The sequence below is a fragment of the Cryobacterium adonitolivorans genome (assembly GCF_004402695.1).
Lineage (GTDB): Bacteria > Actinomycetota > Actinomycetes > Actinomycetales > Microbacteriaceae > Cryobacterium > Cryobacterium adonitolivorans.
The window spans coordinates 47350-60954 of the sequence record NZ_SOFL01000045.1 but is presented as its reverse complement, the minus strand read 5'-3'; the positions used below and the strand labels follow the sequence as shown (position 1 = coordinate 60954).

Below are 13605 nucleotides of genomic sequence, written 5' to 3'. Positions count from 1 at the left end.
ACTAATGTCCGGCCGGCCGCAATTCGTTCCCCCTACAGGGTCGCCCACACCTGCACGGTCGTGCCGGCCGCGGCGTACGGCACGGTGCGGCCCTCGATGGCGACACCGTCCACCTCGAGGCTCGCGCGGGAGCCCTCGCGTCCCGAGTTCGCCACGGTGATCACGTACGTGGCGCCGCGGGCCTGCCGGGTCACGGTGAACTCCGCGACATCCGGCCCGATCTGCGGGTCGACCACGAGCCCGTCATAGTCGGTGCGCACACCCAGGAGGTACTGGGAGACCGTCACGAAGTTCCATGCGGCAGTCCCGGTCAGCCAGGAGTTCTTGGCCTCGCCGTGCCGGGAGGCTTCCTTGCCGGCGATCATCTGCGCGTACACATATGGCTCGGTGCGGTGCACCTCGGAGATCTCCTCCCGGTAGGCCGGGGTGATCTTCCGGTAGTGGTCGAACGCCTTCGCGCCACGGCCCAGCACGGTCTCGCCGATGATCACCCACGGGTTGTTGTGGCAGAAGATGCCACCGTTCTCCTTGTAGCCCGGGGGATAGGTCGACACTTCGCCGAGCTCGACGCGGTAGCTCCGGTACGCCGGGTACTGCAGCACCAGGCCGTGTTCGGAACCGAGCAGGCGGTCCACGGAGTCCAGGGCGCGGAACGCGGGACTGGTCTTCACCGGGGTGCCGTCGCTGTTGTGCTCGACGCCGACGCCGGCAAGGACAGCGAAGCCCTGGGGTTCGATCCAGATCTGACCCTCGGTGTCCTCGGAGGTGCCGACCTTGTTGCCGTAGAAGTCATAGGCGCGCAGGAACCAGTCGCCGTCCCAACCGTGCGTCAGCAACGTCTGGCTCATGGCGGCGGCGGCTTTGCGGGCCTTGTCCGCCTGCACGGTGTCACCGCCGCGCTCGGCGATGGCCGCATACTGGCCCGCGGCGAGCACGAACTGCGCGGCGATGAAGGTCGACTCCGCCACCCCGCCGGCCTGGTTCTCGGTGGTCTGGAACGACTCGCCCGGCGTTGTGGAGAAACAATTCAGGTTCAGGCAGTCGTTCCAGTCGGCGCGCCCGATCAGCGGGAGCCCGTGCGGCCCGAGGTTGTTCAGGGTGAACTCGAACGACCGGGTGAGGTGGGTGTACAGGGTCTCGGCGAGGGCGTCGTTGTTGTCGAACGGCACCACCTCCTCGAGGATCGTGTAGTCGCCGGTCTCCTTGAGATAGCCGTCCACCCCGATGATCAGCCAGGCCGGATCGTCGTTGAAGCCCGACCCGAGCTCGTTGTTGCCCCGCTTGGTGAGGGGCTGGTATTGGTGGTACGCCGACCCGTCCGGCAGCTGGGTCGCGGCGATGTCCAGGATGCGCTCGCGCGCGCGGTCCGGGATCAGGTGCACAAAACCGAGGAGGTCCTGGGTCGAGTCGCGGAAGCCCATGCCGCGGCCGATGCCGGTTTCGAAGTAGGACGCCGAGCGGCTCATGTTGAACGTCACCATGCACTGGTACTGGTTCCAGATGTTGACCATCCGGTTGAGTTTGTCGTCCGGCGAGGTCACCGTGTACGCCGAGAGCAGGTCCGTCCAGTACCCGCCGAGGGCGTCGAAGGCGGCATCCGCGGCCTCGGTGGTGGACAGGCGGGCGAGCAGGGCCTGGGCCCGGGTCTTGTTGATGACCTGTTTGGCGTCGTCGGCCCACTTCTCCTCACCGTTCTCGGCATTGTTCTCGACGTAGCCGAGAACGAAGACGAGGTCACGGCTCTCACCTGGCTGCAGCGTCGAGTCGACCTGATGGGAGCCGATCGGGTACCAGCCGGACGCCATCGAGTTCGCCGCGGCGCCGGCATGCGGCACCTTGGCCTCCGCGAGAGTCTCGTAGAGTCCGACGAAGGTCTCCCGGTCGGTGTCGAAGCCGGCGATCTCGGCGTTCACTCCGTAGACGGCGTAGTGGTCGCGACGCTCGCGATATTCGGTTTTGTGGTAGATCGCGCTGCCCTCGACCTCGACCTCGCCGATGGAGAGGTTGCGTTGGTAGTTGGTCTGGTCGTCCTGGGCGTTCCACAGGCAGAACTCGAGGTAGGAGAACAGAGAAAAAGTCTTGACCTGATCCGAGGTGTTGGTCATCGTGACCTTCTGTACCTCCGCCGTCTCACCGAGGGGAACAAAGTAGAGCGTCGAGACCCGCAGTCCGCCGCGCTCACCGGTGATGCGGGTGTAGCCCATGCCGTGGCGGGTCTCGAAGAAGTCGAGGTCCTTCTTCATCGGCAGCCAGCTGGACGTCCACACGTCGTCGCCGTCCTTGATGAAGAAGTAGCGTCCACCGGAGTCGGTGGGAACGTCGTTGTAGCGGTACCGGGTCAGACGGCGCATCTTGGCGTCCTTGTAGAAGGTGTACCCGCCCGCCGTGTGCGAGACCAGCGAGAAGAAGTCCTCGCTGCCGAGATAGTTGATCCACGGGTAGGGCGTCAACGGGGTCTCGATGACATATTCCCTGGCTTCGTCGTCGAAGTGGCCGAACTTCATGCGTGCACCTTTTCGGTATCCACGGACCGTCTGGAGGGCAAGATCCAACATCCTGAATCCGCCGCCGTAGCCGAGCCTAGTCTCAATGAGAGCGCTCTCACGAGCGCTTTCGTTGACTCTAGCAGCCTCAGGAGAAGACCCCGGGAGCGAATTCCGACTCAGTCTCCGGCCGGTGTCCCGTCCCCGGCGGCTCCCATGGTTCGTACTATGGCGACTCCCTGCGGGGCAGCCGCATGCCGGATGTCGGCGCGCCCGTGAGCGCGTCGGTGCCGTCGATCAGGACCTTCGCGTCGTCCTGACCGTGATTGATCACGAAGAGGGCGCCGCCGCGCCGCACCACCTCGACCCGGACGCCGCTCGTCACGGGTGCCGGAAGGTCGATTCCGGCGTCCAGGGCCAGGCGCTCGGCGAGCTTCCGCGGGGCGGCAGGCCTACTTCGATCCGCCACTGACACCCCTGCGGAACGACTTCGAGGGCCAGGGTCGTGCCGCGGTGGCCCAGCTCGAGCACACGGATGTGCTGGCCACAACGCTGCCGCCGCCGTCGCTCGTGGTCCGACGCTCGTCGGGACCGGCCCCGGCGAGGTAACCTTGTGCGCTACCTCACTGACGGGTTAACGAGGACGTGTTAACGAGACAGGGCCGGATCCTGAGATCCGGCCCGTGAACTGTCTCAACCAGTTCTCGTTGATTGCTGTCTTACCAACAATCGCCGTGTCCGAGGGGGGACTTGAACCCCCACGCCCTATACGGGCACTAGCACCTCAAGCTAGCGCGTCTGCCATTTCCGCCACCCGGACTGGATGTTTTGGCCGCAATTTTGTTTTGCTGCCGGGGAATAACTTAGCACGGATCAAAACCACTTCCGGACACCACAGCGCCGCACGGCCCCCCGGATACCCGTGCAGGACCGCTTCAGCCGGTGCCGCCCGGATGCCCGGTAGCGTGAACATCATGACAGCCCCCGCCACCAGCCCCGCTTCGGCCGACACGCTCGACCTGACCACCGAGATCGCCCGCGATCTCATCAGGTTCGACACCACGAACTACGGTGAGGGCCGCTCCAACGGCGAAACGGATGCCGCGGAGTACGTAGCTGAGAAGCTGCGTGCCCTGGGACTGGCGCCGGAGTTGTTCGATTCGGAGCCGGGTCGCACCAGCGTTGTCGCCCGGGTGCCAGGCCGCGACCGGAGCACGGGCGCCCTGGTGGTGCACGGTCATCTCGACGTGGTGCCCGCCGATCCGGCGAACTGGTCGGTGGATCCGTTCGGCGGCGAGATCAAGGACGGCATGCTCTGGGGGCGCGGCGCTGTCGACATGAAGAACATGGACGCGATGATCCTGGCCTCCCTCACGGATGTGCTCGACCAGGGCGGCCAGCCCGAGCGGGACCTGATCATCGCGTTCTTCGCCGATGAGGAGGCCGGGGGAGTGTTCGGCTCGCACCACCTCGTCGACACCCGTCCGGACCTGTTCGCCGGAGCGACCGAGGCCATCAGCGAGGTCGGCGGATACTCGATCAGCATCGGCGGGGAACGGGCCTACCTGCTGCAAACGGGTGAGAAGGCTCTCATCTGGCTCAAACTCGTCGCGCACGGCCCGGCCGGGCACGGGTCGCGGTTGGTCACCGACAACGCGATCACGAGGCTCGCCGAGGCCGTCGCCAAAGTGGGGCGCCGCCAGTGGCCGATCCGCCTGACGAACACCACCCGGCAGTTGCTCTCCGAGATCGCGCGAATCCTCGGTGTCGAGCCGCAGTCCATGGGTCCGGACGAACTGGCCCTGGCGACGGGCACGGCATCCGGCTTCATCCAGGCGAGCCTGCGCACCACCATGAACCCGACCGTGCTGCAGGCGGGCTACAAGCACAATGTCATCCCCGACCGTGCCGAGGCCCTCATTGACGTGCGCTCCCTACCGGGCGAGGAAGACGCCGTGCTGGCCGAGCTGGCCGAGCTGGTCGGCCCTGACATCGAGATCGTGGTGATGCACCGTGATGTGGGGCTCGAAACCGAGTTCGCCGGCCCCCTGATCGACCGGATCGTCCAGACCCTCGACACCCACGACCCGGGCGCACCGGTGCTGCCGTACCTCATGCCCGCCGGCACCGACAACAAGGCGCTGAGTAAACTGGGCATCAAAGGATACGGCTTCGCCCCGCTGAAGCTCCCAGCGAATCTGGATTTTCCGGCACTGTTCCACGGCGTTGATGAGCGCGTGCCACTGGACGCATTAGTGTTTGGCAGGACGGTTTTGACCGATCTGCTGACGACGTACTAGCCCGCTGTCGCGCTAACGGCCAGCACACCGCACAAGCGAAACGAGTATCACGTGGACTTCATCAACGCGGTCATCCTGGGCCTGGTCCAGGGTCTGACCGAATTCCTGCCGGTCTCCTCCAGCGCCCACATCAGCATCGTGGGTCAGTTCCTCGGCACCGGCGAGGACCCCGGCGCCCGATTCACCGCGATCACCCAGATCGGCACCGAGGCGGCTGTGGTGATCTTCTTCTGGCGCGACATCGTGCGCATCATCGGCCAGTGGGCGAAGTCCCTGGCCGGCAAGGTTCCACGTAGCGATCCGGATGCCCGCATGGGCTGGCTGATCATCCTCGGCACCCTGCCCATCGTCATCCTGGGCTTGCTCTTCCAGGACCAGATCGAAACCAGCCTGCGCAACCTGTGGGTGACCGCGATCATGCTCATCGCTTTCGGCGTACTGCTCGGCGTCGCCGACTACGTGGGTGCTAAGCGCCGAAAACTGGACGACCTCACCGTCGGACACGGCGTCATTTTCGGCTTCGCCCAGGCGCTGGCACTCATCCCCGGCGTCTCCCGCTCCGGCGGCACCATCACGGCCGGCCTGTTCCTCGGCTATGAGCGGGCCGCCGCCGCCCGCTATGCGTTCCTGCTCGCGATCCCCGCGGTCCTCGGCAGCGGCTTCTACCAGGTCTACAAGTCCATCAAGGAACCGTGCGTAGCGGCCGCCGCGAACTGCACGCCCGAACTGTTCGGCCCGCTGGAAACCCTCGTCGCAACCGTCGTGGCGTTCGTCGTGGCGCTGTTCGTGATCGGCTTCTTCATGAACTACATCTCCAAGCGCAGCTTCATGCCGTTCGTGGTCTACCGCATCGCACTCGGCATCCTCGTGATGATCCTGCTGGGCACGAATACCATCACGGCGTAGTTAGGCTGGAAGCATGCGCGCCTGGTCACACCCCGTCATCCCGTCAATTCCGGGACTCTCCGCCGCTCCGCGCCTGCATGACACGGCGACGGATTCGATCGTCGAAGCCCGACCGACGGATGTGGCCAGGCTGTACGTCTGCGGCATCACGCCATACGACGCCACCCACCTGGGCCACGCCGCCACCTACCTCGCCTTCGACACCCTGCAGCGGGTGTGGCGCGACGGCGGCTACCGGGTGCACTACGCCCAGAACGTGACCGATGTCGACGACCCACTGCTGGAGCGGGCAACGGCCACGGGCGTCGCCTGGCGCGATCTCGCCCGGGAGCAGACCGACCTGTTCCGGGCCGACATGGAGTCGCTCGGCATCATCCCGCCGGACGACTTCGTGGCCGTCACCGACGTCATCGACGACATCAGCGCCGCGGTGCTGAAACTGCGCCAGTCCGCCCTGGCCTACAAGGTGCCAACGCCGGATGCCCTGCCGACACCCGACGGGCCCGGCGCCGACCTGTACTTCGACATTCGCGCGGCCGAGCGCCAGGCGCCGTGGACCCTGGGCGACGAGAGCAACCTCGAGCCGGGCCCCATGCTCACCCTGTTCGCCGAGCGCGGGGGAGACCCCGACCGGGCCGGCAAGCGCGACAGGCTCGACCCGCTCCTCTGGCGCGCCGCCAGAGTCGGAGAGCCGGCCTGGGACTCACCCGTGGGCGCCGGCCGCCCCGGCTGGCACATCGAGTGCTCGGTCATCGCCCTCGCCGAACTCGGCACCGACTTCACGGTGCAGGGCGGCGGAAGCGACCTGATCTTCCCGCACCACGACATGAGCGCCGGCCACGCCGCCGCACTGTCGGGGCATCCGCTGGCCCAGGTGTACAGCCACACCGGAATGGTCGCCTACCAGGGCGAGAAGATGAGCAAGTCGCTCGGCAACCTGGTTCTTGTCTCCCGCCTTCGGGCCGGGGGCAGCGACCCGCGTGCCATCCGCCTCGCCCTGCTGGCCCAGCACTACCGCACGGACTGGGAGTGGACCGCGCAGCAGCTGGTGGACGCCGAGGCTCGCCTGTCAGCCTGGACGCTGGCCTTCGGCCCGGCCGACACCGCGGCCGGTGCTGCTGTCTCGGCGTTTGCGAGCGCCGCGGCCGTTGTCGAGCGGATGCGTGCCGCGCTGGTCGACGATCTTGATACCCGGGGTGCCCTGGCCGCTGTGGACGAGGCGGCGGTGGCCGGAGTCGACGACCGCGCCCTCGTGGCCGCCGCGATCGACGCACTCCTGGGCGTCAAGCTCTAGCCCGCCTACCCCGCGAGTTGCCCACCTGAGGACGAGCTGCCCCGCTATGCCGGGGCAACTCGTCCTCAGGTGGGCACGTCGGGGAGGACGGGCGACCGGCTAGGGTTGGCGCGGCTCCGGGCCGGGGCCCTGGCGGCCGTCGGCCCAACCGCCCTGACCGTCGCCACGTTTGCGCAGGTACCGTTCGAACTCCTGGGCGATCGCCTCGCCGCTCGCCTCCGGTGAGTCGACGGTGTCCCTGGCCTGCTCGAGCTGACCGATGTACGCGGCCATCTCCTCGTCTTCGGCGGCGAGAGCGTCGATGCCCGTCTCCCACTCCGAGGCGTCGCTGACCAGGTCGCCGCGGGGGATCACGACGTCGATGATCTCCTCGAGCTTGTCGATCAGGGCGAGCATGGCCTTGGGGGACGGGGCGTTGTGCACGTAGTGCGGCACGGACGCCCAGATCGACAGGCTCGGGATTCCCACGGTCTCCGCCGCCGAGGCAAGCACGCTCAGAATGCCGACGGGCCCCTCGTAGCTGCTGCGCTCGATCTGCAGCTCTGCGCGCACCTCTGGGTTGTCGCTCGAGACGAAGATCGAGATCGGCCGGGTGTGCGGCACATCCGCCAGCATCGCGCCGAGGAAGACGATCCCGCTCACGTCGGCGGCGAGCACGGAGTCCAGGATCTCGGCCGTGAAGCTCTTCCAGCTGCGCGAGGGCTCCGTGCCCACCAGCAGGTAGATGTTGCCGGCGTTGGTGCCGCTCACCTTGAGCTGCGCATCCTCGGCCAACGGAACCCCGCTGGCACCGGGAACGACGGGGCCGTACATGACCGCGCTGGGCCACTCGATGACCCGGCGGCCGTCTTCGTCGGTGGAGATGGTGGGGCGGTTGAACTGGTAGTCGAAGTAGAGCTCGGGGTCGATGCGCTTGACCTCTTCGACGTCGAGGAGCTCTTTCAGCGTACTCACGGCGCCCGTTGCGGCTTCGCCCGCATCGTTCCAGCCTTCGAAGGCGACCACCAGGAGACGCCCGCTGAGGAACCCATTGCCGTCTGTCACTGCGCGAAACCTCGTGTATTCCGGCCACCGCGACTGGGCGGCCTCCTCCAAGGATAGGCCGTGCCCCCTAAACTTGAACCCCGTGACACTGATCCCCGCATTCTCGCCCCCACCAGCCGCCGTTCTCTGGGACATGGACGGCACCCTGGTCGACACCGAACCGTACTGGATGCGCGCCGAACACGAGCTCGTGGAGTCCTTCGGTGGCGTCTGGACGCACGCGGACGCCATGCTGCTGGTCGGCTCCGGCATGCTCGGCTCCGCAGCCATCCTGCAGAACCGCGGGGTGAACCTGGCCGCGGAGGCCATCGTCGACCTGCTCACCACGCGGGTGCAGGAGCAGCTCGGCTCCGCCGGCATCCCGTGGCGCCCCGGGGCGCACGAGCTGCTGACCGAATTGCACGGGGCCGGGATGCCGATGGCCCTGGTCACCATGTCCGAACAGCGGATGGCCCGCCAGATCGCCGACCTCGTCGGCTTCGCCGCCTTCGCCACCATCATCTCCGGCGACATGGTGCAGCAGAGCAAGCCGCACCCCGAGGCCTACCTCACCGCCGCGGGCGTCCTCGGCGTCGACCCCAGGCACTCCGTCGCGATCGAGGACTCCCTGCCCGGCGTCGCGGCGGCCGTCGCCTCCGGCGCCGTCGTCATCGCCGTTCCGCACATGGTGCCTATCGAGCAGAGTGAGCACTACACGCTGGTGCAGAGCCTGACCGGCACCTCGCTGGCCACCCTGACCGAGGTCTACCAGACCCGACGATCTTCCCCATCCACCCGCACCAATACCCATACCGAGGACGCAACACGCGCATGAGCGACAACCAGGTCATCCAGAACAGCGGTCCGTTCCGCGCCGGCGACAGAGTTCAGCTCACCGGCCCCAAGGGCAAACTGAACACCATCACCCTCGAACCGGGCAAGACCTTCCACACCCACAGGGGCATCCTCGAGCACGACGACATCATCGGCCGGCCCGACGCCTCCGTCGTCACCAACAACGTCGGCGTCGAACACCTCGCGTTGCGCCCGCTGCTCATCGACTTCGTGATGAGCATGCCCCGCGGCGCGGCCATCATCTACCCCAAGGATGCCGCCCAGATCCTCGCCCAGGCAGACATCTTCCCCGGCGCCACGGTCGTCGAGGCCGGAGTCGGCTCCGGCGCCCTGTCGCTGTGGCTGCTGCGCGCCATCGGCCCGGCCGGCACCCTGGCCTCCTTCGAACGCCGGGAGGAGTTCTCCGACGTGGCCCGCTCCAACGTCGCCACCTTCCTCGGCACCGACCCGCGGAACTGGACCATCACGCTGGGCGACCTCGCCGACACGCTGCCGGAGACCATGCCGGCGCAGTCCGTCGACCGGGTCGTACTCGACATGCTCGCTCCGTGGGAGTGCATCGATGTCGTCTCCGACGCGCTCAAGCCCGGGGGAGTGCTGCTCTGCTACGTGGCCACCGTCACCCAGCTGTCCCGCGTCGCGGAGGCCATTCGCGCCACCGGCAACTACACCAACCCGGATTCACACGAGACGATGGTGCGCGGCTGGCACGTGGAAGGCCTCGCGGTTCGTCCCGACCACCGCATGATCGGGCACACCGGCTTCCTCATCACCGCCCGCCGCCTCGCACCGGACACGATCCTGCCCGAGCTCAAGCGTCGCCCCTCGAAGACCGACTTCAGTGACGCCGATGTCGAGCTGTGGACGCCGGGCGCTCTCGGCGAACGGTCCGTCAGCGCCAAGGTGATGCGCAAGCGCAACCGCACTGCCGAGAACGGCGCGGCACTCTCCAAGGCCCGCGACCTCGACGCCGGATAGGATGGGCTTCGGCCCGCCGCCCGCACCAGCGGTTTCCGCCAGCTCTCACCCTGAAAGTCACTCGACGGCATCACGCTGCCGCCTTCCCGTATCGAAATGAGGACCCGTGCGTAAAGTTCCCGCACTTATCGCAACCGCCGGCCTGGTGCTCGCGACCCTGACCGCCTGCAGCGCCGGCCCCGACAACTCCGACTGCACGGCTCCGGTGTCCTCCGGCGACGCGTCCAAGCTGGTGGAGGTGACCGGGGAGTTCGGTTCGGCCCCCACGGTCGACTTCCCGACCCCGCTCAAGACCGACACCACCCAGCGCAGCGAGATCATCGACGGCACCGGCCCCGGCCTCACCGAAGGCCAGAAGGTGCAGGTCGACCTCAGCGTCTTCAACGCCACCACGGGTGAAGCCATCGAGCAGAGCTCGTACGACGGCACCACCATGGCCAGCTTCGTGCTCAACGACCAGACCCTTACCGGACTGACCGACGGTCTGCTCTGCGCCCAGGTGGGCTCCCGGGTCGCCGTCGTCGCGTCTGCGGCAGACGCCTTCGGCCCGTCCGGCGGCAACGCCGACATCGGCGTCGCCGAAGACGACTCGCTCGTGTTCGTGCTCGACGTCGTCAAGGCCTACCTCACCCGCGCCGACGGCGCCGACCAGCTGCCCGTCGCTGGCCTGCCCGCCGTGGTCCTCGCGGACGACGGCACCCCCGGCATCACGATTCCCTCGGCGGAGCCGCCCACCGAGCTGAAGATCGGCGTGCTCAAGAAGGGCGACGGCGAAACCGTCACCGACGGGTCGACCGTCACCGTGCACTACACCGGCGTGGTCTGGGATTCGAAGGAGGTCTTCGACTCCAGCTGGGCCGCCGGAGCTCCGGCCGCTTTCGTGGCCGCGGATGGTTCCACCACCGAGGGCGGTGTGATCCCCGGCTTCGCGAACGCCCTCATCGGCCAGACCGTCGGATCCCAGATCGTGGCCGTTCTCCCGCCCGACCAGGCGTACGGCGACCAGGCCACTGACACCATCCCGGCCGGCTCCACGCTGGTGTTCGTCGTGGACATCCTCGGCGTCGACTAACCGGCTTCCCGGCCCGTCCCGCGTTCCCCGCGGGACGGGCCGACCATTGAGTGCACCACCGATAGAATCGCGTACGTGTCGCCCACCCCAGACCTGCCGCACCCCGTCACTGTCGAGGAACGCCTCTTCAGCCTGGTCCTTGCGCTCATTGCCACCCAGATCGGCCTGACAAAGGCCGATATCCTTTCGACCGTGCAGGGATATCGGCAACGGTTCCGGGTCGGCGGTGACAACGCCAGCCTCGAGCGGCAGTTCGAGCGGGACAAGGACGACATCCGCGAACTCGGCATCCCCCTCGAAACCATCGAGTCGCCCGACGACCCCGGCAGCAATCACCACCTGCGCTACCGCATCCCCAAGGGGCTCTACGACCTGCCCGCAGACATCTCGTTCTCGCCCGACGAGATCATGCTGCTCAAACTCGCCGCCGCGGTGTGGCGTGAGGGGTCCCTCTCGGCCGAGTCCCGCCGTGCGCTCACCAAGCTCAACTCGCTCGGCATCGACTCGAGCGACCCCGTGATCGGCTACGCGCCGTCGTTGCGCGCCCGCGAGTCATCCTTCGAACCGCTCGGCAAGGCCATGGACCGCGGCCAGGTCGTCGCCTTCCTCTACCTCAAGCCGGGCGAGAGCGCGCCGCGCCGCCGGGTCATCGCGCCGCTGGCCGTGGTGCTGCACGAGGGCCGATGGCACCTGTACGGCGCCGATCAGGATGCCGGCGCCACCCGTACCTTCCTGCTCGCCAGGATCGTCGGTCCCGTCGTGACCGTGCCCGGTCTCACCGTCCTGCCGGCCGACGACGGCCAAGGCGAACGGGCCCTCGCCGAACTCGACGCGTTGTGGCAGGCCCAGGTCGCGCTGATCACCGTCGAACCCGGCTCGGATGCTGCGGTGCGGCTGAGCAAGCGCGGTGAGCCCGGCCGCGCCGAAGACAGCGTGGAACTGCACTACACCGACGTCAACATCCTCGCCGACGAGCTGGCCGGCTACGGACCCGAGGTCTTCGTGCTCTCCCCGCCCACCCTGATCGACGCCGTCCTGGGCCGTCTCCGCCAGGTGCGGGACAGTCACGCCCCACTGCCGGAGACGGAGGTCGCACGATGAACGCCAAGCCCGTGACGCTCGGAGCGTCCGACAAGCTCACCTTCCTGCTCTCCCTCGTCCCGTTCCTGATGGACCACGACAGGGTGAGCGTGACGGCCGTCGCCGACCACTTCGGGGTCACCCCCGAGCGGGTGCGTGACGCGGTGAACCTCATCGCCATGTCGGGTGTGCCGGGGGAGACCCGGCAGTACCTGCACGGCGACCTCTTCGACATCCAGTGGGATGAATTCGAGACCAACGACAATATCGTCCTCACCCACCTGGTCGCCATCGACGATTCGCCCCGGTTCTCGGCGCGGGAGGCTGCCGCTCTGATCGCCGGGTTGCAGTACCTGTCCGCCCTCCCCGAGAACGGCGACCGGGACGCCATCGCCACGTTGATGGCCAAGCTCACCCGCAGTTCCACGGGAGCGCCGAGCCAGCTCGCGGTGTCTCGCACCGACGCCGACGTGGCGATTGCGGTCATCCAGGCCGCCGTGCGTGCGGGCACCCAGGTGGAATTCGACTACCTGAACTCCCGCGGTACCGCCCAGCACCGCTGCGTCGACCCGTTGCGCATCGAATCCGTCGACAGCGACTGGTACCTGCGCGGGTGGTGCCACCTGCGCGAGGCCATGCGCACCTTCCGGCTCGACCGGATGAGCAACCTGCGCTCCACGGTTGTGCCGGCGGACTCCCACGATGACGGCGTCCTCCTGCCGGACACCCTGTTCGAGGGCTCCGCTGACGACCTCACCGTCACGATCGAGCTGCCGGCCGCGGCCCTGGAACTTCTCGCCGACTACGGGCCGGTTCCTCACGGTCCGGCCGCCGACGGCCAACTGTCCAGGGCCGAGGTACGGGTGTCGCACTTCCACGGCCTCAAGCGGCTCGTAGCCGGTCTGGCCGGCGTTGTCACCGTGGTGGATCCGGGCCTGGCCAGGCAGACCGTCGCCGACTGGGCCGCCGCCGGTGCCGCCAGGTACGAGACTTCGGCGGCAGCGCAGACCGAGCAGGCCGATGGGGCGCCGCGCTGATGCCGGTCTGGTCCTGGATCCTGATCTGGACGCTGCTGGTCGCCGGGCTCATCGCGATGCTGGTCTGGTTCGCCGTGCACCTGTTTCGCAAGCTGATGGCGACCATGGGCGCCCTCGAAGACCTCGGCGACCAGCTGGCCGAACTCGACCTCGACACCGGGGTGCCGGGCGCCCCGTTCCACCCGGCGGTATTCCAGAAGCGCCGGGTACTGGCCGCCGCGATCGACCAGGCGCGCCTCGAGCGTGCGCACCGGCGGGCACACCGGCGGGATCTCGCAATCAACCGGGGTAAACTAATCCAACACACTCCCTACAAGCCAGAGGATTGGCCCTCATGTTGAGCAATCTGACCGGATGGCATTTCCTGATCATCCTCGTCGTCATCCTGCTGTTGTTCGGTGCGCCCAAGCTTCCCGGCCTGGCCCGCAGCCTCGGCCAGTCGATGAAGATCTTCAAGAACGAGATCAAGAGCGACACCGTCGACGAGCCCGCAGACAAGACCGGTACGACGGCGCACCCGGATTCCGCTGACGGCACGACGCGGCCCGTCGGCCCGGGCGACCAGACGAAGTCCTAA

Annotated in this window: 13 protein-coding genes and 1 tRNA gene; 10 read left to right on the top strand and 4 right to left on the bottom strand. The window is 67.6% G+C overall.

The genetic code is table 11. From position 1 onward, the window contains the following. Positions 1 to 32: 32 nt before the first annotated feature. The 3 genes from E3O42_RS14020 to E3O42_RS14010 form a co-directional block, all read right to left on the bottom strand. The gene (locus E3O42_RS14020) at positions 33 to 2504 is read right to left on the bottom strand and encodes a glycoside hydrolase family 94 protein (RefSeq protein WP_134454530.1); all 2472 of its coding nucleotides are present in this window, start codon (positions 2502 to 2504) and stop codon (positions 33 to 35) included. 205 nt (positions 2505 to 2709) lie between these two features. Then, positions 2710 to 2952, bottom strand: a complete 243-nt coding sequence (locus E3O42_RS14015; protein WP_134454529.1) for a hypothetical protein — start codon at positions 2950 to 2952, stop codon at positions 2710 to 2712. A gap of 266 nt (positions 2953 to 3218) precedes the next feature. After that, a tRNA-Leu gene (locus E3O42_RS14010) sits at positions 3219 to 3303 on the bottom strand. A 154-nt stretch (positions 3304 to 3457) separates the two neighbouring features. On the opposite strand from E3O42_RS14010, the gene E3O42_RS14005 reads away from it, so the two are divergent. The 3 genes from E3O42_RS14005 to mshC are packed head-to-tail and all read left to right on the top strand — an operon-like array spanning position 3458 to position 6983. Beyond that, complete coding sequence (locus E3O42_RS14005; protein WP_134454528.1) at positions 3458 to 4783, top strand: M20/M25/M40 family metallo-hydrolase; 1326 nt, start codon at positions 3458 to 3460, stop codon at positions 4781 to 4783. Positions 4784 to 4834: 51 nt separating this feature from the next. Continuing rightward, positions 4835 to 5689 (top strand): undecaprenyl-diphosphate phosphatase, encoded by an 855-nt coding sequence (locus tag E3O42_RS14000; RefSeq protein ID WP_134454527.1) that lies wholly within the window; start codon positions 4835 to 4837, stop codon positions 5687 to 5689. Between the two features lie 13 nt (positions 5690 to 5702). Then, positions 5703 to 6983 carry a cysteine--1-D-myo-inosityl 2-amino-2-deoxy-alpha-D-glucopyranoside ligase gene (mshC, locus tag E3O42_RS13995; protein WP_134454526.1) on the top strand — a complete coding sequence of 427 codons (1281 nt, stop codon included), beginning with the start codon at positions 5703 to 5705 and terminating at the stop codon, positions 6981 to 6983. Positions 6984 to 7082: 99 nt separating this feature from the next. Here the strand turns inward: mshC and E3O42_RS13990 are convergent, their stop codons facing one another. After that, positions 7083 to 8027 (bottom strand): PAC2 family protein, encoded by a 945-nt coding sequence (locus E3O42_RS13990; RefSeq protein WP_134454525.1) that lies wholly within the window; start codon positions 8025 to 8027, stop codon positions 7083 to 7085. 82 nt (positions 8028 to 8109) lie between these two features. Between E3O42_RS13990 and E3O42_RS13985 the strand changes: the two genes are divergently transcribed. From E3O42_RS13985 to tatA, 7 genes are all read left to right on the top strand, one after another. Continuing rightward, positions 8110 to 8841, top strand: a complete 732-nt coding sequence (locus tag E3O42_RS13985; protein WP_255455114.1) for an HAD family hydrolase — start codon at positions 8110 to 8112, stop codon at positions 8839 to 8841. Continuing rightward, entirely contained in the window at positions 8838 to 9839 is a 1002-nt protein-coding gene (locus E3O42_RS13980) for a tRNA (adenine-N1)-methyltransferase (protein WP_134454524.1), read from the top strand. The genes E3O42_RS13985 and E3O42_RS13980 overlap by 4 nt, the downstream gene beginning before the upstream one ends. A gap of 106 nt (positions 9840 to 9945) precedes the next feature. Next, on the top strand, positions 9946 to 10911 hold the full coding sequence (locus E3O42_RS13975; protein ID WP_134454523.1) for an FKBP-type peptidyl-prolyl cis-trans isomerase: 966 nt from the start codon (positions 9946 to 9948) through the stop codon (positions 10909 to 10911). A 75-nt stretch (positions 10912 to 10986) separates the two neighbouring features. Next, the gene (locus E3O42_RS13970) at positions 10987 to 12012 is read left to right on the top strand and encodes a helix-turn-helix transcriptional regulator (RefSeq protein ID WP_134454522.1); all 1026 of its coding nucleotides are present in this window, start codon (positions 10987 to 10989) and stop codon (positions 12010 to 12012) included. Beyond that, positions 12009 to 13028 (top strand): helix-turn-helix transcriptional regulator, encoded by a 1020-nt coding sequence (locus E3O42_RS13965; RefSeq protein ID WP_134454521.1) that lies wholly within the window; start codon positions 12009 to 12011, stop codon positions 13026 to 13028. Before E3O42_RS13970 ends, E3O42_RS13965 begins: the two co-directional genes overlap by 4 nt. Continuing rightward, positions 13028 to 13369, top strand: coding sequence for a hypothetical protein (locus E3O42_RS13960; RefSeq protein ID WP_134454520.1), 342 nt, complete (start codon positions 13028 to 13030; stop codon positions 13367 to 13369). The genes E3O42_RS13965 and E3O42_RS13960 overlap by 1 nt, the downstream gene beginning before the upstream one ends. After that, positions 13363 to 13605 carry a twin-arginine translocase TatA/TatE family subunit gene (gene tatA, locus E3O42_RS13955; protein ID WP_134454519.1) on the top strand — a complete coding sequence of 81 codons (243 nt, stop codon included), beginning with the start codon at positions 13363 to 13365 and terminating at the stop codon, positions 13603 to 13605. Before E3O42_RS13960 ends, tatA begins: the two co-directional genes overlap by 7 nt.

Bases quoted from the DNA above. Each gene is read 5' to 3' on its own strand.
- E3O42_RS13980 (WP_134454524.1), top strand. From the start codon at position 8,838: ATGAGCGACAACCAGGTCATCCAGAACAGCGGTCCGTTCCGCGCCGGC.
- E3O42_RS14005 (WP_134454528.1), top strand. From the start codon at position 3,458: ATGACAGCCCCCGCCACCAGCCCCGCTTCGGCCGACACGCTCGACCTG.
- E3O42_RS14020 (WP_134454530.1), bottom strand. From the start codon at position 2,504: ATGAAGTTCGGCCACTTCGACGACGAAGCCAGGGAATATGTCATCGAG.
- E3O42_RS13965 (WP_134454521.1), top strand. From the start codon at position 12,009: ATGAACGCCAAGCCCGTGACGCTCGGAGCGTCCGACAAGCTCACCTTC.
- E3O42_RS13960 (WP_134454520.1), top strand. From the start codon at position 13,028: ATGCCGGTCTGGTCCTGGATCCTGATCTGGACGCTGCTGGTCGCCGGG.
- tatA (WP_134454519.1), top strand. From the start codon at position 13,363: ATGTTGAGCAATCTGACCGGATGGCATTTCCTGATCATCCTCGTCGTC.
- mshC (WP_134454526.1), top strand. From the start codon at position 5,703: ATGCGCGCCTGGTCACACCCCGTCATCCCGTCAATTCCGGGACTCTCC.